Source organism: Lysinibacillus sp. NPDC093190 (assembly GCF_050280425.1).
In the GTDB taxonomy this organism is placed as follows: domain Bacteria; phylum Bacillota; class Bacilli; order Bacillales_A; family Planococcaceae; genus Lysinibacillus.
The window spans coordinates 220629-247312 of the sequence record NZ_JBNNVG010000002.1; the positions used below are offsets into that span (position 1 = coordinate 220629).

Here is a 26684-nt window from a genome sequence, read left to right on the forward strand (position 1 = left end):
GCCTGAGTTCCTCTTTTCAGCGGATGTTTGAACACCCGCTGCAAGAAGTTATAGATTAATCATTATAAAGTTTAAAGCTATATTGATCGAAATATCGTTGAATACTCATCGCTGCATATTGGATAATTTTCACTATTTCAGGAAGTTTCTCCCCCGTTGGTTTCCGATAAACTGGGCCAGCTAAGGTTAAAGAAGCAATAATCTCACCTTTGCTATTAAAAAGTGGTACACCAATCCCAAATACAGAATGAGAATATTCACCTGTCGTAAAACACCAGCCTTGATTTCGAATCTTCTCTAAATCTAATAACATCTCATCTGGGTCTGTAATAGTTTCTGGAGTAAATTTCTCCATCCCTTTACTCATAATGTCCACCTGTCTATTTTCTGGAAGAAAGGCCATGATTGTCTTACAAGAAGCACCTATGTAAAGTGGTGTTCTCGTCCCAATTGAAACCGAGAATTTAATAGTTTGCGAACTCTCTGCAATCTCTACTGTTACTCCATCTGTTCCGTCCAGCCACGTTAAAAATACGGACTCTTTTATTTCCTCTGAAAGTTTTTTCATTATAGGTAAAACAAAATCTGAAAGATTCAATTTTTCTTTTACCATTTGACCGAATTCTAAAAAACGAAGCCCCAACTCATATTTTTTCGTCTCAGGATTTTGGATTAAAAAGCCATGATTTTCAAACGTTGACAAGATCCTATAAATAATGGAGTGACTAATATTCATTTCTTTCGCTAATTCACGCACGCCCCATGTAGGAGTTTGTTTACTAAAATATTTAAGAACTTCTAATGAGTTATCTAAAGTTTTTAATGTCATCTCACACCTCTTTGTCTCTATATTAGAACCGCAATATTATTATAAAATGAATCTAGATAATTTTCAATAATTCCAACTTTTTCTATTATTCGTTATTTCTAGCTCATCACTATAACGAGGGGATGCTTTTTATTTTGACTGACTCGGGCGCTTTCCTAGAGGACATCCGATGATCAGCTTGGGTTAGCATTTGTGATGGCCATATTTTCTCTCCATAAAAAAAGCCGTTCCACACTGAAACGACCTTTTTTGTTTATACACTTTTGTCTTGTATGCCTTGCATTAATTTTTCTTGAATCTGCAATATTGTGCAATCATCCTTACATCTCATTGGCAATCTGTTTGACAATTTCATCAATAGTTGGAATAGCTGAAGTTTTATTGGCCTGTGTCAAAATACTAAAGATATACCACTTGCCACTCTTTCCTTTTACATAGCCACTTAAAGTATATGTTCCAGAAATATAGCCTGTTTTAGCAGATACATTATAGCCATTCATACGATTTTCTAAAGTCGCACCAACAAGGCTGCCCTTTCTACCAGCTTGCGGTAATGCATCTAAATATGAGTAGTACCAGGATTTACTTCGAACTTTATATAATAATAGACTTTCTTGCATACTACTTACTCGATTTTGATGATTTAAACCTGAACCATCCTCAAAATACCACTGCTCCATAGTAAGCCCAATATCACTACCGTATGTACGAATTGCTTGGATACCAGCTGACCAGCTTCCTTCACCAAGTAGCTCTCGCCCAAGCTGTTTCGTCAACATATCACCCATGCCATTAATGCTTAACTTTAAATATTTAAAGTTAATATCAGTTAATGGCTTTGAATACGAAATACCTACTCGCTGTGCATTCTCAGGCACCTTCCCAGTGTTAAGAGGCATTGTTTGGATACCTTTTGCTACTAATTTTTCACGAAATACATCGAGTGCATACAGGGTTGGATCATAGATAGTGACATATGTACTTTTCTGTGAACCTGCTGGTAAGTTACCAGTTACAATGATTCGATCTGTACCATATTCTCTTGTTATTTTTACAGTACTTTTCTCGCCCTTTTTAACAATTTTCGTTTTGTTAACAACGGGAATTGTACTTGCAAACGGAACAAGCTGAACATTAGCCGTAGTGCCAACCTTTGAGCCTGTCACTTTCACTTGCACATTTGCAATATCATATTGATCATTTGGCGAAATCGTTAACGCTGAAATACGTGAAGCATAAGGTTGATCCTCTTCTTGAGGTACAATACCCTTCGGTAAGCGATCTGCATCAAACCACGTATCATCCCCGATTAAAGAACCCGTAATTTTAGAGATACCCATTTTTTTCAGGCCATTGGCGAATGACTCTAAATGACTAGGTAAAAGCGTTGGATCTCCCTCGCCCTGTAAATAAATATTACCGTAAAGTACACCATCTTCAATTGATCCATCGACATATGTCTTCGTAGCAAAGCGGTAATCAGGTCCTAATAAATCCAATGCAGCGGCACTAACTAAAAGCTTGTGCGTAGAAGCTGGGCGGATCATTTTTTCACCATTATTATTGTAGAGCACATTCCCTGTTTCTAAATCTCGTACGGTTATGCTGTACTCGTTGTTCTTCCAATTCTTCGCAATAATGTTATTCACTTTTGTTGTCATCATTTGCTCACTAGCACCTGCCTTCTCAACAAAGATGATGGTCGAGTAACAGACCATTAAAATCATTATTAAAAAAATAATTTTCTTTTTCATAGACCCTCCAATTGGCAAATTTCTACTTTTCACGCTTTTATTCTACGGAAAAAATTAGCATTTTACAATAAAACACTTTTTTATTTTACAAAGAATAATGTGTCATCTTTTTTATTCGACAAGAATAAACTGTAATAGCAGCTAAATCATTTCGGGAAAGGAGTTGTTTATAAATGGGTGCTAAATGGATAAAGATTTCAGTTTTATATTTAGTGATTGTTTTGGCCTTTGGACTGTTTATGCATTATACAATTCAACTCGAATGGAAGACGACACATGCACATATTGGTGTGGTGGGTTGGCTTACAACTGGTTTTATCGGCTTAATTTATTCCGTATATAAAGATGCCGCCGAGACAGGATTAGCCAAAGCACAATTTTGGTTTTACAATATCGGATTGCCGTTCCTCTTTGTTGGTATGATGATGGTTTATATAGATGTACCGCGCTGGTTATTTGAGCTCTTTGTATCTGGTGGCGGTATAGCAGTGGCAATTTCAGTGCTGTTCTTTGTTGTCAATGTCTTTAAAAATGTAAAATCTTAAATAGAAAGAGGCTGGGACAGAACTCGATTATTTTGAAAAATAGCGAAAATAGATAATAACTTTTTCGCTTCGATGAGTAGAGTGTTCCTTCCTAAATCAAAAAAATGTTAGACCGAAATACAATCGGTCTAACATTTTTTCTTTTTGTCCCAGCCTCTTCATTTATACCATTCTCCATGTAATCATTCAAATTATTGTTGCAATGAATTCGCCTGCATTTGATACATTTTTTCGTAAATGCCACCCTGTGCTAATAGCTCATCATGTGTGCCACGCTCAACAATTTTACCTCGATCTAAGACAAGAATACGATCTGCATTTTTAATAGTAGAAAGTCGGTGAGCGATAATGAATGTTGTACGTCCTTTTTTCAGCACATCCATCGCATGCTGAATAATCTCCTCTGTTTCCGTATCGATATTAGAAGTAGCCTCATCTAAAATTAATATAGCCGGGTCAAAGGCAAGCGCACGCGCAAAGGAAATTAGCTGACGCTGTCCAGATGACAGTGTGCTCCCCTTCTCAATAACAGGCTCATCATAGCCATTTGGCAAGTTCGCCAAAACACGTTCCCCTCCAACTGCCTTTAATGAGGTTTCTATTTTTTCTCGCGAAATTTTAGGATTATTCAGGCTGACGTTCGAAGCAATAGTACCTGTAAATAAGTATGGGTCCTGAAGAACAATACCCATATGTTCACGCATTGTTTGACGAGGAACCGAAGTAATATCAATTCCATCAATCGTAATTTTCCCTTTAGATGGGTCATAGAAACGGAACAATAAATTCATAATAGAACTTTTCCCAGATCCTGTATGGCCTACTAAGGCAATGGTTTCACCTTGGTGTGCTTCAAATGAAAGGTTTTTCAATACGTATTCATCATTTTTATAAGCAAAGGAAACATCTTCGAACATCACATTTCCTTTATATCTAGGTAAACTTTTTTCAGATACTGGCTCCCCGTTAATATCTAACACCTCAAAAACACGCTTTCCTGCAACAAGTGAGCGCTCAAGCTGAGAAAATTGATTGACGATATTCGTTATCGGATTAAATAATCTCGTTAAGTAATCGACAAAGGCATATAATGTCCCTGCAGAAATAACTTCCGTTGCCGTAAATGACTGTGTACCAAAGTAAAAAATAAAGATCGTAAACATAAGAAGTCTTAATGTATTAACAAGGTTGAAGGAAGTTGCAGAATCAAGGAAAAGCAGCTTACGTTCATATGCATAATGCTCATTATTCATGTCATCAAATTCCTTCGTCATTTGCTGCTCACGACGGAATGCTTGAATAATCGTCATCCCTTGAATCGATTCATTAATCATTGCGTTAATATCGGCAATTTTCGTTCTGATCACATCATTATATTTCGAAGCAACTTTACGGTATAAAATCATCCATAAATAAACGACTGGTACCATAGCCAATGCTAGGAATGCCATTTTCCAATTTAAAATGAACAGTGCGATATAAACACCCACAATAGAAATTAAACTCGTAACGAAGTTTGAAAGTACTTGAACATATAAATTACGAACAGCCTCAGTATCATTCGTTACACGGGCTACAATTTTCCCCGCTGGTAAATTATCGAAGTATTGAATTGGCAATGTTTGAATATGCTCAAATACATCCTTACGTAATTTTTGTACAACACGGTTGGCACCCATTTGTAAATAGATATACATAAAATAGCGCAAAACAGCTGTAGCTATTGCTAAAATTAAATAGACAAGTAATAGCCAAGTAATTGGTTTTAATTCAATGCTGCCAACTGTCATGTAATTATCAATGATATGCTTCGCAATAAACGGCCCAACAAGCTCCGTAAAGACGGCGATTGTTAAGAAAAACAGTCCAAGTAGTATCGGTTTTTTAAAATACATTGCATAGCGTGTTAAACGTTGACTCGTACTCATGAGGCACCCCCTTCTAGCTGCTGACGGTCAAATTGCTCTTTATACCATCCTTGTTGTGAAAGAAGCTGCTCATGTGTTCCCTGCTCTACAATTTGGCCTTCATCTAGCACGATAATTAAATCGGCGTGTTGAATTCCTGATAAACGATGCGTAGTAATAATCGTCGTTTTATCTTGTCGTTCTCGCTGTATATTCTCAATAATTTTTGCCTCTGTTTTTGCGTCTACAGCAGAAAGCGAGTCATCAAGCATTAAAATTTCAGGGTCTTTAATAAGAGCACGCGCAATTGAAACGCGTTGCTTTTGACCACCTGAAAGAGATACACCCTTTTCACCAACAAGTGTCTCTAAGCCCATTGGTAAATTTCTCAAATCCTTTTCGAAGTATGCTGCACGAATCGCCTGGTGTAATTCAGTCTGTGTAGCATCTTCTTTCCCAAATAAAATATTTTCACGAATAGTACGTGAGAATAGAACATGATCCTGTGGAACATAACCAATCCAGTCGAGTAACTGCTCCTTCGTTTGTGCAGTAATATCGACTCCATCAATCGATAGCTGACCCTCGCCAATTGGATACTCGCGTAATAATTGTCGCAGGAAGGTCGTTTTACCCGCTCCTGTTTTACCAACAATCCCAAGTGTTTGCCCCTTTTTCAACGACAACGAAATTTCCTGGAGGTTTTTCACCTGACTCATCGGATATTGAAATGTTAAATCATCAAAGCCAATCGCATTTGGTGTCGCAATCGTTTGTGGATTCGTAATATTCCGAACATCCGCCTCGTAGTTTAGCGTTTCTTGTACACGATCAAGAGAAGCGTTACCTTGCTGCATCACATTGATAAGTTCCCCAATTGCAAATATTGGCCAAACTGCTAGCCCCAAGTAAACATTGAACGTTACAAGCTGCCCAACTGTCATAGCCTCAGTCGCTACTAAATGAGCACCGTAGCCAAGCGCTACAACATAACTAATCCCAGTACCGACCTTTGTAATCGGTCCAAATAAGGCGTTAATTTTTGCGGTATGCATATTTTTTTCATATACAATCTCGCTCATCTCTGCAAAATTTGCTTCGTCCTTTTTTTCTTGTACGTATGCCCGTACAACTCGCACACCTGCAACCGACTCTAGAACACTATCATTCAGCTCTCCAAAAACATCTTGCGCCTTCATATAGCGTTCATGCACAATCTTCCCTAAATATTGAATAAGGATGGCCATGATCGGCACTGGCAGCATTGCAAAAAAAGTAAGCTTCCACGAAATCATAAAACCCATGGCAAAAATAATAAAGCCCATGTAAATAGTGGAATCAATCAGTGTCATAATCCCGAAGCCAGCAGTCAACGACACTGCGTTTAAATCATTCGTCGCACGGGCCATTAAATCTCCGGTACGATTTTTCTCATAAAACGTCGGTGTCATGCGCAAAAAATGCTGCATAAGGTTTCGACGCAAAATTTTCTCTAGGTTAATAGCCCCTTCAAATAATCTGAATTGCCACACAAAATTAAGGACATACCCCCCAATCATGATACCCACAAAAATCAAAATATACTTCGTTAAAAGAGCTGTTGTCATTTCTCCAGCAGTCAATATATCAATAATTGACCCTAGTAAATACGGTGGAACAACTTCTAAGCCACTTGCTATCATTAATAGCAAAACGGCTATTGTATATTGCTTCCAGTATTTCTTAAAAAACCAACTTAATTTACTTAAAACATCAAACATACGTTATAACCTTCTTTCTCTAGTGCTGGTTAAAGCTTTGCTACCCACTATCCATAAATTTCTTGATGAAAATCATTTTTTGTACTTTGTTTCGCATACACACGCACTCCCTTTTTTGTTATCACTACAACCCTTTTTTGCAACAAAAAAAAGACACATACCCCCAAAAAAAGAGCATGCGTCTCTTAATAAAAGGCAAGGAGTTACCCATGCCTTTTATTGTAATGTAAAATAAAATGTTAGAAGACATGGACAATGTATGCAGTTGTTCTTTGATATGATACTGGTAAAATTAACATCGTCATGCCCTCCTTTACTTAAGAATGTTATAGTGTTCTTGAAGATTATCACACCTTAGAAATATTTGTCAACTAACTCACTATTATTTTTTACGTTTTTCAGGAAATAATTAACGCTTTAAAGCAGCGAATTGCTAAAAGTAAAAATCTAGGACAAAAAGTAAAAACTAAAATTTAGAATTTAAAACTACAACTTTTTGTATTGACTTTCACGCCACGTAAACCTTTATGGTTAGTTTGTATGAACCTAAAGGAGGAAGTAAACATGAATGAATTTTATCAAATGCCCTTATTTGTAAAGCTAAAAGTAAGAAATATTGAAAAGTCAAAGGAATGGTATGCAAACACCCACTGAAGGAAGTTAAATTTCAATTCAGTATTTGATTTTCCAGATGCTAACGGAACAACTTCAATGACACACTTAAGAGGTGCAAAGTACCAAGACATAATGTTATTGAAGGACGAAGAAGTCAACACTTCTGACTCAGTCATTATTAATTTATTCTCTAGTGATATTCATAGTATTTATCAAGCCGCACTGGAAAATAAAACGAATATTATTCAACAACCGACAGTTCAACCATGGAATGCAAAAGAATTATCTTTAGAAGATCCAGATGGATATGTTTTTACAATAACGGAAAGTCTTGATGCCAATAAAGGTTTTGCTACTGTCATTGACAATGTTAAAGGTCAATTATAGTAATAATAAATTATGACATGATTCCAACAGAAACACGTTCGCCTGTTACACTACTTGTGTTAAGTAGGGTCTAAATCAATTTAACGGAACAAATTAAAGGTTTATCGGAGCAATTTCAAGATTTATCGCCCTAATTTTTAAATTTATCGCCCAACTTTAATTTAACACCTAACTATTTTAATTTATCGCTCAACTTTTTTTATTTATCACCCAACTTTTTTAATTTATTGCCCAACTTTTTTAATTTATTGCCTAAATTTTTAAATTTATCGCCCAACTTCCCAATAAAATCAAAGAATAGCTAACCCTGCGAGCCATTAGACTTTCACCCTCTTGAATAGCAAATACGGAGACTGTTCCCTGATTTCCATTAAGGGTGTAAAAATGCTGTCCATCTTTGATCACTCTAACATCCATCGGCAGTCCTGGAGCTGTACTATAGGTGTACTGGTAATATCCCAATGCCACCATCTACGTCCTTAGCAAGTTGAATATAAGAGACACGCACGCCAAACTGAAACGTCTTTCGCTGTTTTGAATTTTACTGTGTGCTTTCCAAGGCACCAGCTCTATAACAATAATAATATTATTTAGTAATTTATTATTTAGTAATTAATTATTAATTAGTAGTGACGGGTTTTCCCTAAATGGATTTTCAGTCAACGGTGTAATAGTGTTTGAATACTAAAGAGTTTCCCGTTCCGAACTACTGAGATAATAATTACGCCTCCTTGCTAGTTATATACATATTAAGAGATGATATAGGGACATTAACTACGAAGTATATTGGCAGGAAATATATTAGTCGACAATATATATAATATTCAAGAAGTCAAAATAAACTATAGAACAAAAACATTTGAACCAAAGCTGGCAAAACGGTATAAGATATAATGAAAAGGGTTATGGCATTCTCCATATGAGCTCTCTTTGATATATTTGAATCCATATAACTACAGAAATATATCGAAAATGGGTATCTCATGATACACTTTTTAATATAGACATTTTAGTAAGGAGTCTTTACTTTGAAATCATTTATAGCTATTGGAATTGGCGGATTTTTGGGTGCCATCTGTCGATACAGCCTTGGTCTAGCACTTTCAAATAACGGTGGTTTTCCATTTGCGACACTTTGCATAAACTTAATTGGCTGCTTTTGTTTAGCATGGCTATTTACAATGTTTACAAAGCGTACGCCTATTATTTTAGGAATTGGTACTGGCTTTTTTGGTGCCTTTACAACCTTTTCGACATTTTCTTTAGAAACGCTATTACTTTTACAGGATAGTAAATGGCTACAAGCCGGTTTTTATATTTTAGTGAGTGTATTTGGCGGTTTAGCTTGTGCATGGCTAGGATTTAAGCTAGCAAAGGGGCGCATCGTATGGTAATTATTGGTATCGGTGGATTTTTGGGTGCACTAACGAGATTTTATCTAGGAAAATTGATTGTCCATACATACCCATGGACAACATTTTTAATCAATATAACGGGTTCTTTTGCACTTGGCTTTCTATTTGCATTACATCCTAGTGATTGGATTTGGCATTTTATAGGGATTGGTTTTTTAGGGGCCTATACGACTTTTTCAACATTTGGTTTTGAATGTTTACAGCTCTTGGAGCAGAAAAAATGGGGACAAGCGATTGTTTATATATGCACTACAATTTTATTCGGTTTACTTTTCGCTGCACTTGGCTTTTTCCTTGTGTAGTAGCATTTTTGAGAAATAGAGGTGATTTTGTGACACAGCCATCAATCGAACAATTACAAGCGCTTGAAGTTGAAGTTGAACAAACACTATATACTTTAATCGACCTAGAACTAGAAGAAAACTTTCCAGAAATGAATACCCGCTTTGCTCAATTACTTGCAAAGGTACAGGCTGCACAGTTAATCGATTATAAACTAGACGTCCTCGTTGATCCTCAAGCATTTGCAACAGAAACATGTATTCTACTTCAAAGTTTAATAGAGGCAAAGTCTAGACCACATAAAAGACAACGACTTCTAACACATCGTATGATTTTAAAAATATGGCTGCGTAAAAATCAACGCTTTATGACGGAGTTTTTACCACAAATGTTTTAGGCGCCTCTCGATGTCTCAAGGGACGCCTCCTTTTAAAGTTGCAATTGTTTCAACACTTCTTTTATTTTCCCTTCAATTGTTTCATCAAATTTCTATAGCATACAAAAAATCGCAGTTTCCTATCCTCTGATCCCTGTTATTTGTTCAAATTTCCTCCATAAATATTTCAGAATGTAACTTTGAAGTAAAGTTTGAATAAAAATATGTTGCAAATATTGATTTTTTATTTTAATATTTATTATTGTGAAAAAAGAATAATATTTTTGCTTCTTATCAAGAGAGATGGAGGGACTGGCCCGATGAAATCTCGGCAGCGGAACTTATGATTTAAGTTACTGTGCCAAATCCAGCAGGCAAAGGCTTGATAGATAAGAGGAGTGTTTTATAGATATAAGGCCTCTTCTTGTTGGTACAAGAAGAGGCCTTTTTTTCGTAAAAAGAATGGACAAAAGACGTGTCCAATTTTATTTTTTGGAGGTAGACATGAAGAAAGGGAATCCATGGGCGCTGATCCCATTTGTTGTTTTTTTGATTTTATTTATTGGTTCAGGGGTTATTACAGGTGATTTTTATGCCTTTCCTGTCATTGTAGCCATTTCCATTTCAGGCGCTGTGGCTCTGGCGATGAATCGAAAAGAATCGTTTGCGCAAAAGGTTGATATTTTTTGCAAAGGCGCAGGTAATTTAAATGTCATGCTGATGGTTGTTATTTTTCTCTTGGCTGGGGCCTTTTCAGAGGTAGCAAAAGGCATGGGGGCAGTGGACTCCACTGTTAACTTTGCTTTATCGGTCGTTCCACCAAACTTGCTTGTCGTAGGCCTGTTCATCATTGCCTGCTTTATCTCCCTGTCAATGGGTACATCGGTAGGAACGATTGTTGCACTGGCGCCAATTGGAGTTGGGATAAGCGGGCATATCGACCTTTCCATGGCTTTAGTAATGGCAGCGATTGTTGGCGGTTCGATGTTTGGCGATAATTTATCTTTTATTTCAGATACAACAATTACTGCTGTTCGTTCACAGGGTGCACAAATGAAGGATAAATTTAAAGTGAATTTTTGGATTGTGTTGCCGGCAGCTATTGTAACGAGCATTATTTTAGGGTTTATCACAATGGGTGAAACGGCACAAGTGGAACATTTAAGCTATAGTTGGGTAAAAATTATTCCCTATGTTTTGGTTATTATTTTAGCGTTAGCTGGAATGAATGTTTTCCTTGTTCTAGCATTTGGGATTGTTCTCGCTGGGGCTGTTGGCTTAGCGGATAGCAGCTATCATTTAATGAGCCTTTTCCAAAAGATTGGTGAAGGAATGGCAGGCATGTATGAAATGGCATTTCTTGCGATATTAATAGCTGGCATGGTGGAGGTTATTAAGTTTAACGGAGGAATTGACTTTCTGCTTCACCTTGCGACACGAAGAATTAAATCGAAAAAAGGTGCTGAATTTGGCATTGCTGGCCTAGTTGGCCTAACTAATTTATCTACGGCCAATAATACGATTGCTATTTTAATTGCTGGTCCGCTTGCAAAAAATATTGCTGAACAGTATGGGATTGAGCCAAGAAAGTCTGCAAGTATATTAGACATTTTCTCCTGTACGATCCAAGGCATACTGCCATACGGAGCCCAATTCCTGGCAGCCGCAAGCGTAGCTGGAATATCGCCAGTGAGCATGCTGCAATACTCTTTCTATCCAATCCTTATAGGAATTTGTGGAATTATCGCTATCCTTATCGGATACCCGAAAGAAAAGAAAGCCCGAACTTCATCACTTTAAAAAGTAGTGATTTTACATTAAAATAATCCAATTGTTTTGAAAAAAAATTAATCAAAACGATTGGATTTTTTATTTGAGGCAAGTCTGCAAGCTCGCTTTAATTAAATTAAGTTGGCACCTGTTAAAATTACCGTACTTTTTGAGGATTGAACCACTCACTTAAAAGTTCAATTGTCATGTTTTCCTCCTCCATTCATGGCATCATCATATGGTGTATAGGTCATAGTAGGTACTTTCTTTTTCACAAAAACGCGATAAATTGCACGAACCAAAATGCTTGAAAAAATCAGACTTACAATAAGCGCAACGCTATTCCCAATATTCATTCCATCTTATCCTTTCTCACCAAGTAGTTAGTTATGGTTTTCCTATTTTGTAGGCGTACTACCAATTAATGTAGGCAACTGTACTATTATATTGTCATCAAACATTGGACATGCTCAGATTGTAAAAATAATTATCCCAAAACACACTTAATTATATGATATTTCGACAATAAGTCAGTTTTTCCTGTAGTTCGGTGCATCTATTTCTTTTTCAGCAAAAACTTCATTACTGCAGGCATTCGCCGTGCCATTTCTTTCAAAGAAGTTGCTGTTTTTTTGCACTTCGCTTTCGTACAAAAAACATCTGTTCCCCGACGCCCCCAGGAAAGCCCCAGTTGGAACGGAAATCAATCCCCTCGTTTTGCCGAACCCCCTTACTTTATTTAATAGCATAATTTCATTGACACACTAATTTTCAACAACATGAAAAAACAGCTGATAAGCTTCAGCTGTTCGTTCTTTATATATGCTTAGATTTCAATCGTAGGTTTTTCCACATATGATAGTAAACTCCACCAGAAGTCATCACTGCTGGAACAGTAAAAACAAAGGAATATGTAAATCCTTGCTCTGCAATGTGTTGAATTATCCCAGTGGTAAATGTCATAAATACCCACAAAACCATCGTTATAGCAAGAGCAATGGATGCTGCTAGATTTACAGGCTTTGCAAGACGCGCTAATTTATCAATAGAAGACTCAGCGTCACTATAAATGGGTGTAGTTTCTGGTGCTGCCTTAAAAATATGCATATCTGCACTAGAACAAACATGTGTCCAGCCACCGAAAGCAAATAGTTCAAAATACTCCTCTTCTTCATCCTTCCGTAATTTACGATAATCAATACTAAAAATTACGTCTTCTGGTTCACCCTTCTCTAGCCCATAGCCAGCAAATCGAAATCTTTTTAAATGCCAGCCCTTTGCTGCTTTTTCGCTTAATTTTTTCATATCGCGCTCCTCAGAAAAAGCTAAACCATATGATTCCATATATCTCCTATTTCTCACTATTTTTGCCCCCCTTGTAGTCCCTGCTCTGCCAACTGAATCATAACCTTTCTTCTTTCGATATCTTCGAGCAATATTTCTCGACCTTTATCCGTTAAGACATAGACCTTTCTGCGAGAATCCGAATCATCGTGTAGCTGAATAAGCTGTTCAGCTACTAGTTTTTTTATAATTGTATAAAGGGATGCTGGACCAACTACGAAAGTACCCTTTGTTGTCTCCTCTATTAAACTCATGACCGCATAGCCGTGTCGAGGCTCTGTTAAGGCAGCCATAATATAAAAAACAGAATCTGTTAACTGCTCTAATGATTTCATGTCTACACCTCCAATATATCACAAAACGATATATCATTAAATAATATATCATTTTATGATATACAGAGCAACTCTATAAAAAATCCCCGCCAAGTCGTTACTTGGAGAGGATAAATAATACAATGCTCTGTAATTTTCACCGAATTGGGCGATTCCAACGTAGCTGATATCTGAACATTTCTTTTTTCGTATCCTTATCTAACAATAAAAACTCATCTCCTGCTTGAATCGCATAGTAGTTCTCTAAAGTACGAACACCTGGTTTTTTTTGCTCAGCGTTAACGACACCTATATTTTCTTCCCAAATAATGCGATGGTTTTTCATATCATATGATAATACGATACTGTCTGCACTTTCTCGCTTCGTTTGTCGATAAGAAACAATGGCATTTTGTTGTTGCAGATCAACATCTAACACAGCTGGCTCAAGATTCTTGTATGCTTGAATAGAAGGTTCAGCTAATACATTGCTACTAAATTCTCGAACCTCTTGATAATTCTCCAACGGTTGATTGTGCGAAGCAAAATAACCTGGAATATCAGATTCTATGAAAAATTTTGTAGAAAGGTATTTTTCAGCTTTGTTATCTTCAGTTAATTTTTTGCCATCAAAGCGATAAAATTTTCCATCGACACCCTCTAAATAAAGATTATTTTGCAACATGATTATATTGTGGGAACCATTATCTAAAACATCAATTAACTGTTTATGCTTTTCTGTAAATTCTTTTTCAGAGAGCTTTTCTTTTCCAGTTTGAATATCCAAGAGTGAAAGTTTTCCGTATTCATCATCACGATGATGAACAAGAAGTCCGCCCATAAAAATGCCAATGAGTGTCTCTTTACTTGAAGAAGATTTCGTCCACTGTTTTTCACCTGTTTGCAAATTAATTGCTACAATTTGATGATGTGAAATAATTTGCGTAATGCCATTACCTGTACCGTTATTTTCAGATCCTTCAACCATTTGGACAGCAATTTTCTGTGCATCATCTGTATAAATAGGAGATTCAGAATTGATTGGGAAGTTTCGACCAGCTAAGCCAAAAACAATCATCAAAAGATTACCTAAAAAAGCGTAAAGGATAAAGGTTATGACAAAAGCAAGATTAAGTCGGCGTTTGAACAAAGCATACAATAATAATAAAAGCCCAACGCCAATGACGATACCTAGAAAGATATCGTGGACAAACCAACCATTAAAGCGCCACGAATCAATATATCGTTGAAAAAAATTGTCCAATTCTCCTCCTCCTCACAGACTGTTTTTCAAATTTAACTAAAATCAGAATAAAGAACATAGCGACCACATTCTAAGCATTGAAATAAATACCCTTGATGATGGCCATCATTCACTAGTGATTTTGACAACTCCTCAGTAGAAAAACCAGTATAATTTTCAAATTGTTCTGTAATGCCCAACTCCACTAACTCACTCCAGCCAACATAGCCAATAAATGCACAATAATCTGAGCAATGAGCCACCCAATTATTACCTTGCCAACTAACATAACCAGGCGTTCTGCACATTACTTCTTCAGCAAAATCGGAATTTACAACATTCTCATCATTTAGTAAGTCCTGCTGGAAAGAACCGTCGTATTTTTTAGCAGCTGCACCACTATGTATACATGTCGGACAGAGATAATCAGCCTCTTCGATAGCGTAAATCCCTCCAGTATAATAAACATCTACTTTCTGTTCGCAGCAATCACAAGTAACAACTTCTTCCGCTTCAAAGATTTTAGATTTTAATGGAGCTGGCAAATATTTAAATTTAGGTATTAGCGTTTTAATTGTTTTATCCTCTTTAATTTTACAAGGATACAAAGGCTTCACACAATTTGGATTATCTACGTAATATTTTATTGATCCAAATTTTTTCTGATCTTTCTTGTTCTCTAAATCCATAACTGAAGTAAAAATCTTATATGCCTCTGAATACATTCTAAGCATACAGTAGATGTCTACAAGTATCCTTAAATTTCCTTCAGTATGCTCTTGAAGTTTCATTTTTTCCTTGAACTCATGCATTCGATTAATGCTAACAGGATCAGAAGGATTGAAATTTTTTCTTTGTTCATGCCACTCTTCTAAAATAAACGTGGTCATATTTTAACACCTTCTATAATTGAAATAATCGTTTTAACGTTTCTCGATTTAATTACATTGTAAAAGAATAATCTTTTATGACTTTACAAATTTCCACATTATATTGCATGTACCATTTTTCTTTTCCGAATTGCTGTGCGACTAGATGTTTTGAATTTTCTTTCCATGCCTGAATTGCCTCTAGTGACTCCCAATAGGATACAGTAATGCCCTTCCCTTCAGCATTTCTAGCACTTTCTACACGGAGAAAACCGGGCTGTTTTTGTGCTAGTTCATCCATTACTTCTGCCATCTTGGCATAGCCTTCTCCATCTTCGTCTGTTCTTTGCGATGTAAAAATTACGGCATAATAAGTTTCCATTACTATTTACTCCCTCCTCAATATGTATTATTGTAAACGATAAATACTTTTACGAATATCAAAATGTGGAATGCAGAAAGGATTGTGACAAATGGGTATTAATCCAAACATGGCTGAAGTTGCTTCACTCCTTGGAGAAACTTCAAGAGCTACAATGCTTGCTAGTATGATGGATGGTCGTTTTCATACAGCCAGTGAATTAGCTTATATGGCAGCCATTAAACCCCAGACAGCTAGCTTTCATCTTGCAAAGTTAGTAGAAGGCAAACTTGTGAAAGTAGAGAAACAAGGTCGTCATCGATATTTTCAATTAGCAGACGAAGAAATTGCTCATTTACTAGAATCCTTCCTAGCGATTTCTCCCCCACCTGAAGTACGCTCTTTAAAACAATCTAGCCAAATGAAATTACTACAGGGTGCAAGAACTTGCTATGATCATTTAGCTGGTAAACTAGGCGTTCAATTAACTGACTCTTTGGTTAACGCAGGCTATCTAAAACTAGAAGAAAAACAGTTTCTCATAACATCTGAAGGTGCACAATTTTTTACGGATTTCGGTCTTGATTTAGATGATTTAAAAAGAAAGCGTCGATCATTTTCCCCTGCATGTTTGGATTGGAGTGAACGACGTTATCATCTAGCTGGTGCTCTTGGTCAAGGAATGCTTACACATTTTTTAAGCTTGGGATGGCTGACTCGTGTCCCATCTATTCGTGCCATTAAAGTGACTGAAAAAGGAAGGGCTGGCTTTAAAGAAGTTTTTCAGTTAGATATTTAAAATAGCACAAGACTCTTCCTTCTTTCCGCGGACAGTCTATACTCGACTCCCCGCGGATATTTTTTTAACGTTAGTTGTAAAGTTACGATTCACTAAATAAATACCAGCAATAATAAACAGCCCTCCTACGACTAGTGTTGGTTTTAATGGTTCATTTAATAGTACCCAGCCTGTTAACACGCCAAAGAAAGGGGCTAAAAACAAAAAGGCACTCGTTTTTCCGGGATCACTATTTTGTAAAAGATAATACCAGCCTGCAAATTGAACAATTGACGAGAAAATACTGAGCCATAATAAAATGAATAAAGAATGACTATTCACAGTAAAAAATGGTTGTTCTAACACGAAACTTGCCAATAAAAGTAATAAACCACCAAAAAGCATTTGATAGGCTGATAGCACCCATGTATCAAATAATACGCCCCATTTTTTAGCTAATAGTGTCGCAATTGCCCAAAAAACCGCTGAAAGAATACCAAAAATAATGCCGATTTTCACTTCAACTTGTGCACCCATTGTAATCGCAACACCAATTAACCCCAAGAAAACACCGCACCATTGATACAATCGGTAACGTACCTTCATAAATATAGTAGCGAAGATGACTACAAGCAAAGGATTCGTAAATGTTAGAATAGAAGATTCACTTGCCGTAATTGTTCGTAAGCTTAAAAAAATACAGCCCATTACACCAGCAGTTTGAAATGCTCCAATCGTTAAAATTTTCATCCAGCCTTCTTTTGAAGTCGGGTGAGGTCTTTTTAACGCTATCACGACGACAGCCATCATAATCCCTGCTAGTATAAAGCGGAGTGCAGCTAATAACAGTGGAGATGCATAAGGCAACCCCAATTTTACAATGGCAAATGAAGATCCCATTAAAAATGTCGTTAAAACTAACAATGCTATAAATTTATAAATATTCATTATTTGTCCCCCTATTTCAATATTTAAGGACATTATAGATAGGAAAAACTTCAACTCTTATCGAAGTATGGAATACATATAGTGCAGGAAGGAACTTTTTTCAGTTTCATATCATTTTTTTCTGCGTATACTTAGCTGAATATAGGTAATAGGAGGAAGCTACTTTGAAAATATTACTAGCAGAAGATGATGCACGATTAAGAAGAAATATCGTTCATATGTTAAAAAAAGAATTTCACCATGTGACAGAAGCGGAGAATGGGCAGGAAGCGCTAGACCATACTCTTATAGAGCAATACGATCTTGTTATTTTAGATTGGATGATGCCGCATCTTAGTGGAATTCAAGTGTGCCAGCAGCTACGAAAAACTGGATTCAATGGTAGTATTTTAATGCTAACAGCGAAGGACGACACAGAGGACATCATTAAAGGACTTGATAGTGGCGCAGATGATTACATAGTAAAGCCATTTAAAATAGAGGAACTGTTAGCAAGAGTTCGCGCATTATTACGGAGAAAAGATAAAGTGATAGAACAGGTCATCCAGATCGATCAATTACAGTTGAATGTAGATTCCCGCGTGTTTTCGTACAATAATGAAAGTATAGAACTAACAAAAAACGAATTTTTACTGTTAGAATATTTATTTATCAATAAAGGTCGTGTACTAACTAGAGAACAAATTTGTATTTATATATGGGGCTACGATTACGATGTTTCGAATAATTCCTTAGATGCCTTAGTCAAGCTTGTTCGAAAAAAAATTGATGATAGTCAATCCAAATCACGTATTCAAAATATTAGAGGTATTGGCTATAAACTGAGGGAAGACTAATGTTTCATAAAACGAAAAAAAAATTATCCTTTTTGTATGCAACTCTTTACTTTTTGTTATTTTCACTATTCGTTATTGTTCTATACTTTTCCCTCGTAAAATTAATGGAAAATCAACAAATAAACGAATTAGAAGACTTTTATGGTAGACAAGAGCATGATTTCTTTGAACATGCTTATGCCAACACTAAATCTTTAAATTATGACCCAAATCGCAGTTTTTTTTACTATATTTACACAAAGGAGCATGAGTTTGTCCATGGTGACGAATCTTACAAGGGACTGAAGAATCAGATTGAAAAAGCATTTGGCAATAGGAGCCCAAATGAGGAACTTGTACAGCATTATGAATGGCAAGAAGAGCATTTTCTACTTCTAAAAAAGCCAATTTTCAACGACGATACCGTTGCAGGCTATATTATCGTTGGTAAATCTGTGACGTCACAGCATCATTTTTTCCAAATGACAAAGTATTTACTAATAGTATTAACTTGTATTTCAACGGTCTTAATCGGTCTACTGGCTTATTATATGGCGGGTAAAGCGATGATTCCTATTCAATGGTCGTTCGATAAACAAAAAAAATTCGTATCCGATGCATCCCATGAATTACGAACACCATTAAGTATTTTTTATAGTTCACTTGAAATTTTAGAAGATGAGGAAGCAAAGCAATTAAGTCCTTTTGGAAAAGAATTGATTGCGGATTTAAAAGATGAGGCTGAAATAATGAAAGAGCTCATAGAAAAGCTACTGTTCTTAGCAAGACATGATCAGCAGCAGGTTTCCACTCAAAAAGAAATCATACCGTTATCAACTTTACTCAAAAAAGTGAGTACAAAATTCCAAAGGATTATGCCTCCTGACATACAGTTTTCTACTGAAATCCAAGAAAACATCGAGCTGCTTGGTGATGCTTCAAAGATACAAGAGCTGCTCTATATTCTTTTAGATAATGCGATAAGATATACAAATAGTGGAGCAATAACACTGACGCTTTTAAAAAATAGAGATTCTGTAAAAATTACTGTTGCTGATAGCGGCGTTGGTATGACTGAACAGGAATTGCCTTTAGTGTTTGAGCGATTTTACCGAAGTGATACTGCTCGTCAACGAAATGGCACTGGTTTAGGTCTTGCCATAGCAAAAGCAATAGTGGAGCAGCATGAGGGGAAAATTTATGTGACAAGTAAAGTCGATAAAGGCACTACATTTCATATTGAATTCCCAATATAAATATTGTTCAATTAAAGGAAGCGGGGCTTTTTAAAACAGCCCCGCTTCCTTTTAATTATTGTTGTGACGTTGAAATATTTACTTTTTTCATGAACTGGCTTATTGTTCTAGCAATCAGTACTAACATGGTAACCCCCGCAGAAACTACATAAAACATGATAATCAACGTATTTTCTGTATCCGTTCCAATTAGCACTCCATGAGCAAGTGATAATGCCCATGCTGGTAACACAAGAAAGTGAATTTTTTTCCATAAGGAGCGATTCATTGTTCGGATCCATAAATCCGATGTCATGATTACTATTAAAAATAAATAAAATGCTATTGTTCCTAGAGCCGATGGTAGAGAATGATATTTTGCTGCGAAAGGAATTAAAATCCCAACTATGCTATAAGGCTGATAATGATCGATTAAAAGCACTAACATATGCGCGATTACGGTAATTAACCCTAGCCATCCCGCATTTTGATGTAGATGATAAATTAAATTTTTATGGGATTTGACAAATGATGATTTTCTCAACAAACCAAATATAATGGAAATTGTAAAGTAAAAATACGCTAAAAACCCTAATAATCGAATCCATTCCCACGTACTGATGATCATTTATTTCACCCCCGTCATTCTCCAATTTGCTGCTTGCCCTTTTTTAACAATGAAGCGGGCACTTTGTTGACACTTATTTTCGAACCATTGCTGCAATTCACACTCATCCATAAGAAAGCAAAGCTTTGCACCAACCTCTGCATCACATAAAGAGGGCGTTACGACTGAAGCTTGTAATACTTCAGTATTTGCAATTTCACCTGTTTGTCCGTTTAATAAATGATGCTTCTTCAATGTTCCTTGCATCCAGCTTCGATAAACTCGATTAGATGTAGCGATGGCACCTGTTTTCATCTTAATCGAGCTAATTTCCTTGTCGATATCCCAGGCATCTACAACACCGATTGTCCATGTCTTTTCCCCGGAAGACCACATTTTCATATCCCCTCCCCCGTCTATTAGCCCGAAATCTGGAGATACCTCTTCTTCAAGCCAATTCGCCAATTTTTCAATAGCATACCCTTTGGCAAATCCACCTAAATCAATTTCCTGCGGTGCTACTTTCATTACTTGCGCGTCGCCTAGAAATTGAAATGGTTGATCTGCAATCAGAGGTTTGTTTTGAAATGCCTTGCTTTTAGCTGCATCAAATGGAAAAGATTGATTGTAGCCATGCTGTTCTAATTGGCGTTTAAGATACGGTGAAAATAAACCATTAGAAAGTTGATAATATTGATCCGCTTGCATTAAACAATCATATAGTAATGAACTAATGCGTAGCGTTTCTCCAATTTTCAAATCATTTAGTTGTGATAATTCATTATTCGATTGAAATCTTGACCATTCTTGTGCTACGTATTGAAGCCATTTCTCGGCTTTTTCTTTCCATACAAAATGAACACCTTTTGGCATAGCTATATAAAATTCAGTATTCATTATTTGCAAAGTTAGTGTATCCACACGACCAACTCCATTAAGTTCTTTTCGTTTTGCGCTCACTTTTGACAGTAGGTTGACTTGTAATTTCAAAGTTTGTCCAATCTAGCTGAACTAGTTCTTTTTCTTTTTTCGTCATATTTTTCTGATCTACTTCCTGAATATTATTTGTGCGTGTTGTTTCGGCTTCTGTTGGGCTGTTAATTTGGGTTAATATCGCTGCAGACAAAAGAATCCCTGACGTACCTAATACCCATTTTGCCTTTTTCGAATCTTTCATAGTGCTTCCCCCTAATTCGTAATTGGTTGGCAGACAAATGTTTGATTATTCTCTTGCCACTCTGCTATATAACCTAAGCCATTCGTTATTGTACTAATAGGTACATATAATTCTTCATTCATGTAAAATACTTGTGCAGGAGATGGTGTTTTCACATTGTTATCATAAACAACGTTAGTTCCAGCTCGGTAAATTAATTCATTGGCTTCATTTTGGATAACTAAAATTTTACTTGCTTTGTAAAAGGTTGCTTTTGCTCCTAGAACCTGTGCTACTGCTTTTCCCGGTACAAATAATTCCCCGTCTTTTGGTATAACAAAAAAGCTCAGCTCCTTATTTGTACCTTCTACCTTTAATGTGACCTTTTGAGAGCTTGTAAAAGGTAGCACTTCTTTATCTGCAGCAACTGTTCGTGTCCAAATATTCCAAGTACCTTTTGCCCTTACAGCGTCTTGAAAATAGTAGGTTTCGCCTTCTTTTTCATCGTCATCGTAATATTTCTCATCGTGCTCGTCATCGTCGTCCTTATAGTCTTTATACTTTTCATGTTTTTTATCTTCATGTTTGTGATCATCTGCATGTACGACTACGTCATTTGTTATAAAACTTGCCAATATTAGAACTACAACAAGACTAATTTTTTTCAGCTTCATCTACAATACTCCTTTCCTTTGACTTCATTGTAGGTTTTAAAAATGATACAAGACTGAATTTTTCAAACAAATTTTTACATTTAAAAAGGCCATCTCTATGGACAGATTGCTCTGTACTTAAAAATGGCTTGGTTCATAAATCTATTTTTTGTATACAACATCTTGGTAAAAACTATCCTACAATTACAAAAATCAGAGTAACTTTTGATATACTCTTTACATATATTCACTTTAAATTACAAAGAATCAAGTTTGAAAGGAAAATTTGTCTTAAATGAAAGTAAACATTAAAATTATTGAAAAACTTAAAGAAGAATCATGTACATTTAACATTCACAAAGTAACGTCATTTATTCAAGATATCGTATCAACTCTTGAAAAAAACACTGACAACTATTTACTAGCAAAGTCTTCATCAAAAAACGAACAAGAAAAAATTCCTTATTCCAATATATTTTATTTAGAATATCTTGAACGAAAAATATTCATTTACACAAATGATACTATTTTTGAAACAAAAAGCCCTTTATATAAATTGGAGCATGATCTTCCCAATAACTTCATCAGAATCTCAAAAACGATCATTATCAATATTCATTTTTTAAATAAATTTTCGGTTAAACCTAATGGTAATCTTGAAGCAATTCTCTCGAATGAAGAGAAAGTAATTGTGTCAAGAAAATATGTATCTCATTTGAAAAAGACACTAACAAGATATTCCAAAAGTCCACTTATGTATTGATTTTCACCACATATGTTTAGACGTATTTCTTTATTCCCTTTTTGATGCCATTATGGATAACATCAAAGGAGGCAATAAAGAATGTATAACATTATTAAAGAAGTAGTTTTAGGAACGCCACTGTGGGTATGGATATTATTATTTATTTTAATAAAAAGAGGTATTGGTATTTCCCAGGAAAGACCAATCAATTTATCTAAAATGTTTTTAGTTCCTTTCATATTTATGGTATGGGGATTTGAAAAAATGATCACTCAATTTTCACACTTAGAATTTTGTTTGATTAGCTATTTCTTTTTCATATTTCCTGGGACTTTAATTGGTTATTTGTTGTATAAAAAATATCAAATTTTTTTCAAACAGGAATCAGTAATCTTTAGAAAGAAGTGTTATCTTCCATTAATCATTATTCTGATAAATTTTTTGGTGAAGTATCTTTTAAATGTAACTTTAGGCATCTCTCCATCATTTTATAATGACATAACATTTAATATAATTTATTCTGCCATAAGTGGACTATCTATAGGGCTTTTCTTCGGGGGAATTCTTTATACCTATAATGTACAAAAGGATGTAAATGAACCTATTTTAAATCATAAAAATTTTGAGAGGAAGACATTCTTTGCAATTAAAAAATAGAATATTTTCAGGTTTAGGAACTGGCGCATTTATTTATATGATCATTTTACTATCGAGAAATAAAAATATCATTACTTCAGAAGCAGAGATTATTAGTGTTTTAATAATCTCTGCTTCTGCGGGTATTTTTACAATCATTTTTGAAAAAATTAACTATTTGTTTGCTTTATTAATCCATTTTATCATGATGTTTCTAGTAGTCTTTTCTATATCTTTATATAACAAGTGGACAGATAATTTTCTAAGTGTAGATTTCCTTGGAGGATTTTTATTAATATATTTGTTTGCTTGGATCATAACACTTATTAAAACTAAAAAAGAGGCGAATGAACTCAATACCTTACTAAAACAGATAAGAAATTTTTAAAAAGGATGCGTTGGTTCATACATGTAGAACAAAAGACTGAATCTTTAGGGTCACATTTATCTAGTGACCCTTTAATACTATCATCTTAAAGAATCTCGTAAACGAACTGAAATAAGTAGATAGTGCGTTCAATAAATGTGTCAGTAAATCTATTGAATATATTTCGTTGGTAGCCAAGTAAAATCAAATTCCCTATTTATTGGGTAAATCAAGCTTCATTAAAACTCTCTTTAATGATTTTTTTCTTAATCGGAACTTTACGCCAATAAGTGAAGCATCGTAATAACAATTCAACTGGTCCGATATTAAAATACTTTAACCATACTATACTAAAAGTAATTAAAACAGCGTGGATTATGAAGCACACTATTAATGAATTAATCGGTGTAATACCAATTATGAAGCAAAATACAATAAGTAAGGCACTTTGTGCAAGATAATTTGTTAAAGACATTTGTCCATAAAATTTTAATGGAGATAATATCATTTTTGCCCTATCCCATTGTAAAATAATAAGAAGACTGCTAATCATCATAAAAGCAACTGTATAATCTTCTAGCATTTCAGTTCCTGAAGGAGGAATGTCAATTGACATCTTTATATAAAATAAAGATACATAAGTACAAATATTAACTATTAAAAAAATCGAAATATACTTTAATTTCCCACGGATATTTTCAAAAAATTTAAATTGCCCCATCGTAAAACCTAGCATCATCAATGCAAACCATTTACTTATGTCGGATAGTATTTCTAGCCATATGATTCTCTCACCATAATACGGTTGACAAAAAGATGTAACTATAGATAAGGCTATTAGTGAAATCGTTATTATTAAGTTGTTCCATTTACTTCTTTTAAAAAATATTGCCATAAACAGACCAAGTACTGCATACACCATTAATACATCGGTAATCCCTGGCGGTGCATATAATGTATGCAGCAGTCCTAGTACAAATAAAAAACCGATTCTGCGGAAATACAAAAGGTATCTATTGTTTATTTTTTGTTTGGATTGATTCATAAAAAGATAACATCCAAATCCAAATAAGAAGAATAAAATAGGGTAAAATTTCCTGTTGAATATAAAAAATAATACTTCGTGTAATTCATTATAGTTGGACGAATTCATAACCTGAAAGCTATTCACAAGAAGTACCCCCAGCAAGGCAAACCCTCGTAAGTAATCCATAGTGTCTATTCTTGCATACGTATTTAATTTATTCATTCAGAATCTCCTAGTAGAAAATTATATTTTTAAGCATTAATACATAAAAAAGCTACTGTTTTTTCATTTTGTCAGCTCCTTATTTTTGATACTTTAAACATAAACGTTATCTTTTGATAAATGAATGACTGTTCCCTTACAATATGACATTTAATCTTACTAAATTGTAAAATTACTGTAGAAGGTCCTTTCATGTTTTGATTTGATCAGGAAAAACCGAGGCATGTATTTAAGATTTTGCTTCCCAAATATCAAAAAAGTCATCCTTTCTAATCAAGTTAAATTAGAAAAGATGACTTTTTTTATGAATCTTTCGTTTTAAATAAACTATAATAATTAGCAGCAGAATTGCAGGGGTGTATCTGATTTAGATAAATTTCAACCTAAATTGCCATCGCTAATAGACAGCCTCCTATTTTTCACCCTAAAATAAGTACAGTTTTAAAAGAACTTTCATTCTTCTTGAATCAACGCCTTCTTACATTCTAAAATTTTATGAAGGTAATTGTAAATTTTGTATAGGCATTTTTCTCACTTTCAACTTTTATCAAGGCTTGATGCGCTTCAATAATTGCTTTTGTTAACGCCAAGCCAATCCCCGTCGAATCATGTTTTTTAGAACTACTTGCTTTATAGAATCGATTAAAGATATGCGGTAATTCCTCAACTGCAATCCCCTCTCCAAAGTCTTGAATCACAAGTTCCGTATAAATGGGTGTATCTTTGAGTTGAAGTGTGATTTTATCACCATGTTTGGAATGCTCAATCGCATTCTTTAACAAGTTCACCAAAGCTTCTTGCATCCATAATTTATCGTGGAAAACTACTATTTTCTCCGGCTCATCCCAGTCAATTGACAAGTTCCTTTCATTGATCATATTTTCCAAACGATTTAAAACTTCATGAATCGTTTCCACCAAGTTTAACGGTTCTTTATCAAATGAAATAGCTCTGGCATCAATTTTCGCTACTTTTAACAAGTTTTGAATCAAGACATTCATTCTGCTGATTTGAACTTCATTATTTTGCAATAATTGAACTTGCTGCTGACGGGGTAAGTCTTCATTCAATAACAATTCATTGTAGATGGATATCGTCGAAAGTGGTGTTTTTAATTGATGGGATATGTCTTGTAATACTTGACCTAAAAACTTCTTTTCTTCAAGCAAATCACTCATGCTTTTTCTAATAATATCTTTCATGGAACGTAAAGAAATTACTAGTTTGGCAATATCGCCTTCTTTATTTTCATTTATTGTAGCCGAGTAATCCCCTTCGATTATTTTTTTTGCAGTCGAAGTAAGTTGTTTGATTTTATTGAAGAAAATAGTGTATTGTATGTAGTTTGCCAAAAACAATAGACATCCGAAAATAATCAACCCCCAAAAGATTAATTGATTATGGCTAAAAATTTGGTTATTTAAAAGTGGAAAAAGTTCTGACTCCAAATCTTCATATAATCCATATTGTTTAAAGATTTCTCTTCCTTTTTCCTGATACTCATTGGAATCAGAAGAATTGTTTGTTAAGACTTTCATAATTTCTGCTTCATTCTCAGGATTTTGTTCAACCAATCTGGCGGTAATTTCCCCCCAGGTTGTAATCGAATCACTTTTTAAATGATTATAAAATAGTTGATGTGTCATAAACTGATAGATCATTAATAGAAAAAACAAAGCGAACAATATGATCATATAGCCTTTTATCTCTGTATTTTTTATCAT

General features: G+C 35.1%; 29 protein-coding genes, 1 pseudogene and 1 riboswitch. Of the genes and pseudogenes, 12 read left to right on the forward strand and 18 right to left on the reverse strand.

Translation table 11 applies throughout. The features are described from left to right. Positions 1–55: 55 nt before the first annotated feature. Positions 56–829, reverse strand: coding sequence for an IclR family transcriptional regulator (locus ACQKOF_RS03055; RefSeq protein WP_427553592.1), 774 nt, complete (start codon positions 827–829; stop codon positions 56–58). Positions 830–1149: 320 nt separating this feature from the next. Next, positions 1150–2583 carry a D-alanyl-D-alanine carboxypeptidase/D-alanyl-D-alanine endopeptidase gene (dacB, locus tag ACQKOF_RS03060; protein ID WP_427553594.1) on the reverse strand — a complete coding sequence of 478 codons (1434 nt, stop codon included), beginning with the start codon at positions 2581–2583 and terminating at the stop codon, positions 1150–1152. Between the two features lie 173 nt (positions 2584–2756). On the opposite strand from dacB, the gene ACQKOF_RS03065 reads away from it, so the two are divergent. Then, on the forward strand, positions 2757–3128 hold the full coding sequence (locus ACQKOF_RS03065) for a hypothetical protein (protein WP_370045733.1): 372 nt from the start codon (positions 2757–2759) through the stop codon (positions 3126–3128). Positions 3129–3319: 191 nt separating this feature from the next. On the opposite strand, the gene ACQKOF_RS03070 is transcribed toward ACQKOF_RS03065, so the two are convergent. Both ACQKOF_RS03070 and ACQKOF_RS03075 read right to left on the reverse strand, forming a co-directional pair. Next, positions 3320–5056, reverse strand: a complete 1737-nt coding sequence (locus tag ACQKOF_RS03070; RefSeq protein WP_427553597.1) for an ABC transporter ATP-binding protein — start codon at positions 5054–5056, stop codon at positions 3320–3322. Next, positions 5053–6795, reverse strand: a complete 1743-nt coding sequence (locus tag ACQKOF_RS03075) for an ABC transporter ATP-binding protein (RefSeq protein ID WP_427553599.1) — start codon at positions 6793–6795, stop codon at positions 5053–5055. The genes ACQKOF_RS03070 and ACQKOF_RS03075 overlap by 4 nt, the downstream gene beginning before the upstream one ends. Before the next feature lie 711 nt (positions 6796–7506). On the opposite strand from ACQKOF_RS03075, the gene ACQKOF_RS03080 reads away from it, so the two are divergent. Next, entirely contained in the window at positions 7507–7797 is a 291-nt protein-coding gene (locus ACQKOF_RS03080; protein WP_427553601.1) for a hypothetical protein, read from the forward strand. Positions 7798–8049: 252 nt separating this feature from the next. On the opposite strand, the pseudogene ACQKOF_RS03085 reads toward ACQKOF_RS03080, so the two are convergent. Further along, a pseudogene (locus ACQKOF_RS03085) lies at positions 8050–8252 on the reverse strand (hypothetical protein); the annotation flags it as partial. A 573-nt stretch (positions 8253–8825) separates the two neighbouring features. On the opposite strand from ACQKOF_RS03085, the gene crcB (ACQKOF_RS03090) reads away from it, so the two are divergent. The 4 genes from crcB (ACQKOF_RS03090) (at position 8826) to ACQKOF_RS03105 (ending at position 11670) form a co-directional block, all read left to right on the forward strand. Beyond that, positions 8826–9191, forward strand: coding sequence for a fluoride efflux transporter CrcB (gene crcB / locus ACQKOF_RS03090; protein WP_427553603.1), 366 nt, complete (start codon positions 8826–8828; stop codon positions 9189–9191). Beyond that, a complete protein-coding gene (crcB, locus tag ACQKOF_RS03095) occupies positions 9185–9514 on the forward strand; it encodes a fluoride efflux transporter CrcB (protein WP_427553605.1) in 330 nt (109 codons plus the stop codon). Before crcB (ACQKOF_RS03090) ends, crcB (ACQKOF_RS03095) begins: the two co-directional genes overlap by 7 nt. A 29-nt stretch (positions 9515–9543) precedes the next feature. Further along, positions 9544–9891, forward strand: coding sequence for a hypothetical protein (locus tag ACQKOF_RS03100; protein WP_427553607.1), 348 nt, complete (start codon positions 9544–9546; stop codon positions 9889–9891). Between the two features lie 267 nt (positions 9892–10158). Continuing rightward, a riboswitch (SAM riboswitch) is annotated at positions 10159–10266 on the forward strand. Positions 10267–10374: 108 nt separating this feature from the next. Next, the gene (locus ACQKOF_RS03105; RefSeq protein WP_427553609.1) at positions 10375–11670 is read left to right on the forward strand and encodes a Na+/H+ antiporter NhaC family protein; all 1296 of its coding nucleotides are present in this window, start codon (positions 10375–10377) and stop codon (positions 11668–11670) included. A 167-nt stretch (positions 11671–11837) separates the two neighbouring features. On the opposite strand, the gene ACQKOF_RS03110 is transcribed toward ACQKOF_RS03105, so the two are convergent. The 6 genes from ACQKOF_RS03110 to ACQKOF_RS03135 all read right to left on the reverse strand — a co-directional run bounded on the left by ACQKOF_RS03110 (position 11838) and on the right by ACQKOF_RS03135 (position 15792). Beyond that, a complete protein-coding gene (locus ACQKOF_RS03110; protein WP_415732456.1) occupies positions 11838–11996 on the reverse strand; it encodes a DUF3951 domain-containing protein in 159 nt (52 codons plus the stop codon). A gap of 460 nt (positions 11997–12456) precedes the next feature. Further along, positions 12457–13002: a DUF2812 domain-containing protein gene (locus ACQKOF_RS03115; protein WP_427553611.1), complete on the reverse strand. Its 546-nt coding sequence runs from the start codon at positions 13000–13002 to the stop codon at positions 12457–12459. Then, positions 13002–13319, reverse strand: a complete 318-nt coding sequence (locus tag ACQKOF_RS03120) for a PadR family transcriptional regulator (RefSeq protein WP_427553613.1) — start codon at positions 13317–13319, stop codon at positions 13002–13004. Before ACQKOF_RS03120 ends, ACQKOF_RS03115 begins: the two co-directional genes overlap by 1 nt. A 136-nt stretch (positions 13320–13455) precedes the next feature. Next, the gene (locus ACQKOF_RS03125; protein ID WP_427553615.1) at positions 13456–14562 is read right to left on the reverse strand and encodes a PA2928 family protein; all 1107 of its coding nucleotides are present in this window, start codon (positions 14560–14562) and stop codon (positions 13456–13458) included. A 32-nt stretch (positions 14563–14594) separates the two neighbouring features. After that, positions 14595–15431 (reverse strand): CbrC family protein, encoded by an 837-nt coding sequence (locus ACQKOF_RS03130; RefSeq protein ID WP_427553617.1) that lies wholly within the window; start codon positions 15429–15431, stop codon positions 14595–14597. Positions 15432–15483: 52 nt separating this feature from the next. Continuing rightward, entirely contained in the window at positions 15484–15792 is a 309-nt protein-coding gene (locus tag ACQKOF_RS03135) for an antibiotic biosynthesis monooxygenase family protein (protein WP_376071201.1), read from the reverse strand. 91 nt (positions 15793–15883) lie between these two features. Between ACQKOF_RS03135 and ACQKOF_RS03140 the strand changes: the two genes are divergently transcribed. Then, entirely contained in the window at positions 15884–16570 is a 687-nt protein-coding gene (locus ACQKOF_RS03140; RefSeq protein ID WP_427553619.1) for an ArsR/SmtB family transcription factor, read from the forward strand. 36 nt (positions 16571–16606) lie between these two features. Here ACQKOF_RS03140 and ACQKOF_RS03145 read toward each other — a convergent pair whose 3' ends face one another. Further along, the gene (locus tag ACQKOF_RS03145; protein ID WP_427553621.1) at positions 16607–17497 is read right to left on the reverse strand and encodes a DMT family transporter; all 891 of its coding nucleotides are present in this window, start codon (positions 17495–17497) and stop codon (positions 16607–16609) included. Between the two features lie 164 nt (positions 17498–17661). Between ACQKOF_RS03145 and ACQKOF_RS03150 the strand changes: the two genes are divergently transcribed. Continuing rightward, positions 17662–18333, forward strand: coding sequence for a response regulator transcription factor (locus tag ACQKOF_RS03150; protein ID WP_427553623.1), 672 nt, complete (start codon positions 17662–17664; stop codon positions 18331–18333). Further along, positions 18333–19568: a sensor histidine kinase gene (locus tag ACQKOF_RS03155; RefSeq protein WP_427553625.1), complete on the forward strand. Its 1236-nt coding sequence runs from the start codon at positions 18333–18335 to the stop codon at positions 19566–19568. Before ACQKOF_RS03150 ends, ACQKOF_RS03155 begins: the two co-directional genes overlap by 1 nt. A 55-nt stretch (positions 19569–19623) precedes the next feature. Here ACQKOF_RS03155 and ACQKOF_RS03160 read toward each other — a convergent pair whose 3' ends face one another. Genes ACQKOF_RS03160 through ACQKOF_RS03175 form a run of 4 tightly spaced genes read right to left on the reverse strand, consistent with a single transcriptional unit; the run spans position 19624 to position 21984 of the window. Next, positions 19624–20175 (reverse strand): ferric reductase-like transmembrane domain-containing protein, encoded by a 552-nt coding sequence (locus tag ACQKOF_RS03160; protein WP_427553627.1) that lies wholly within the window; start codon positions 20173–20175, stop codon positions 19624–19626. After that, positions 20176–21075 carry an FAD:protein FMN transferase gene (locus tag ACQKOF_RS03165; RefSeq protein WP_427553629.1) on the reverse strand — a complete coding sequence of 300 codons (900 nt, stop codon included), beginning with the start codon at positions 21073–21075 and terminating at the stop codon, positions 20176–20178. Between the two features lie 13 nt (positions 21076–21088). After that, entirely contained in the window at positions 21089–21331 is a 243-nt protein-coding gene (locus tag ACQKOF_RS03170; protein WP_427553631.1) for a hypothetical protein, read from the reverse strand. 11 nt (positions 21332–21342) lie between these two features. Continuing rightward, entirely contained in the window at positions 21343–21984 is a 642-nt protein-coding gene (locus tag ACQKOF_RS03175; protein ID WP_427553633.1) for a copper amine oxidase N-terminal domain-containing protein, read from the reverse strand. A gap of 274 nt (positions 21985–22258) precedes the next feature. Between ACQKOF_RS03175 and ACQKOF_RS03180 the strand changes: the two genes are divergently transcribed. The 3 genes from ACQKOF_RS03180 (at position 22259) to ACQKOF_RS03190 (ending at position 23732) form a co-directional block, all read left to right on the forward strand. Beyond that, complete coding sequence (locus ACQKOF_RS03180; protein ID WP_427553635.1) at positions 22259–22726, forward strand: LytTR family DNA-binding domain-containing protein; 468 nt, start codon at positions 22259–22261, stop codon at positions 22724–22726. An 81-nt stretch (positions 22727–22807) separates the two neighbouring features. Next, complete coding sequence (locus tag ACQKOF_RS03185; protein WP_427553637.1) at positions 22808–23365, forward strand: hypothetical protein; 558 nt, start codon at positions 22808–22810, stop codon at positions 23363–23365. Next, complete coding sequence (locus ACQKOF_RS03190) at positions 23349–23732, forward strand: DUF3021 family protein (RefSeq protein ID WP_427553639.1); 384 nt, start codon at positions 23349–23351, stop codon at positions 23730–23732. The genes ACQKOF_RS03185 and ACQKOF_RS03190 overlap by 17 nt, the downstream gene beginning before the upstream one ends. A 208-nt stretch (positions 23733–23940) precedes the next feature. Here ACQKOF_RS03190 and ACQKOF_RS03195 read toward each other — a convergent pair whose 3' ends face one another. Together ACQKOF_RS03195 and ACQKOF_RS03200 are read right to left on the reverse strand one after the other, a co-directional pair. Further along, positions 23941–24960, reverse strand: a complete 1020-nt coding sequence (locus ACQKOF_RS03195) for a DUF418 domain-containing protein (protein WP_427553641.1) — start codon at positions 24958–24960, stop codon at positions 23941–23943. Between the two features lie 485 nt (positions 24961–25445). After that, complete coding sequence (locus tag ACQKOF_RS03200) at positions 25446–26684, reverse strand: HAMP domain-containing sensor histidine kinase (protein ID WP_427553643.1); 1239 nt, start codon at positions 26682–26684, stop codon at positions 25446–25448.

Bases quoted from the DNA above. Each gene is read 5' to 3' on its own strand.
- ACQKOF_RS03055 (WP_427553592.1), bottom strand. From the start codon at position 829: ATGACATTAAAAACTTTAGATAACTCATTAGAAGTTCTTAAATATTTT.
- dacB (WP_427553594.1), bottom strand. From the start codon at position 2,583: ATGAAAAAGAAAATTATTTTTTTAATAATGATTTTAATGGTCTGTTAC.
- ACQKOF_RS03065 (WP_370045733.1), top strand. From the start codon at position 2,757: ATGGGTGCTAAATGGATAAAGATTTCAGTTTTATATTTAGTGATTGTT.
- ACQKOF_RS03070 (WP_427553597.1), bottom strand. From the start codon at position 5,056: ATGAGTACGAGTCAACGTTTAACACGCTATGCAATGTATTTTAAAAAA.
- ACQKOF_RS03075 (WP_427553599.1), bottom strand. From the start codon at position 6,795: ATGTTTGATGTTTTAAGTAAATTAAGTTGGTTTTTTAAGAAATACTGG.
- ACQKOF_RS03080 (WP_427553601.1), top strand. From the start codon at position 7,507: ATGACACACTTAAGAGGTGCAAAGTACCAAGACATAATGTTATTGAAG.
- crcB (WP_427553605.1), top strand. From the start codon at position 9,185: ATGGTAATTATTGGTATCGGTGGATTTTTGGGTGCACTAACGAGATTT.
- ACQKOF_RS03105 (WP_427553609.1), top strand. From the start codon at position 10,375: ATGAAGAAAGGGAATCCATGGGCGCTGATCCCATTTGTTGTTTTTTTG.
- ACQKOF_RS03110 (WP_415732456.1), bottom strand. From the start codon at position 11,996: ATGAATATTGGGAATAGCGTTGCGCTTATTGTAAGTCTGATTTTTTCA.
- ACQKOF_RS03120 (WP_427553613.1), bottom strand. From the start codon at position 13,319: ATGAAATCATTAGAGCAGTTAACAGATTCTGTTTTTTATATTATGGCT.
- ACQKOF_RS03130 (WP_427553617.1), bottom strand. From the start codon at position 15,431: ATGACCACGTTTATTTTAGAAGAGTGGCATGAACAAAGAAAAAATTTC.
- ACQKOF_RS03135 (WP_376071201.1), bottom strand. From the start codon at position 15,792: ATGGAAACTTATTATGCCGTAATTTTTACATCGCAAAGAACAGACGAA.
- ACQKOF_RS03140 (WP_427553619.1), top strand. From the start codon at position 15,884: ATGGGTATTAATCCAAACATGGCTGAAGTTGCTTCACTCCTTGGAGAA.
- ACQKOF_RS03145 (WP_427553621.1), bottom strand. From the start codon at position 17,497: ATGAATATTTATAAATTTATAGCATTGTTAGTTTTAACGACATTTTTA.
- ACQKOF_RS03155 (WP_427553625.1), top strand. From the start codon at position 18,333: ATGTTTCATAAAACGAAAAAAAAATTATCCTTTTTGTATGCAACTCTT.
- ACQKOF_RS03160 (WP_427553627.1), bottom strand. From the start codon at position 20,175: ATGATCATCAGTACGTGGGAATGGATTCGATTATTAGGGTTTTTAGCG.
- ACQKOF_RS03170 (WP_427553631.1), bottom strand. From the start codon at position 21,331: ATGAAAGATTCGAAAAAGGCAAAATGGGTATTAGGTACGTCAGGGATT.
- ACQKOF_RS03175 (WP_427553633.1), bottom strand. From the start codon at position 21,984: ATGAAGCTGAAAAAAATTAGTCTTGTTGTAGTTCTAATATTGGCAAGT.
- ACQKOF_RS03180 (WP_427553635.1), top strand. From the start codon at position 22,259: ATGAAAGTAAACATTAAAATTATTGAAAAACTTAAAGAAGAATCATGT.
- ACQKOF_RS03185 (WP_427553637.1), top strand. From the start codon at position 22,808: ATGTATAACATTATTAAAGAAGTAGTTTTAGGAACGCCACTGTGGGTA.
- ACQKOF_RS03195 (WP_427553641.1), bottom strand. From the start codon at position 24,960: ATGAATAAATTAAATACGTATGCAAGAATAGACACTATGGATTACTTA.
- ACQKOF_RS03200 (WP_427553643.1), bottom strand. From the start codon at position 26,684: ATGATAAAAAATACAGAGATAAAAGGCTATATGATCATATTGTTCGCT.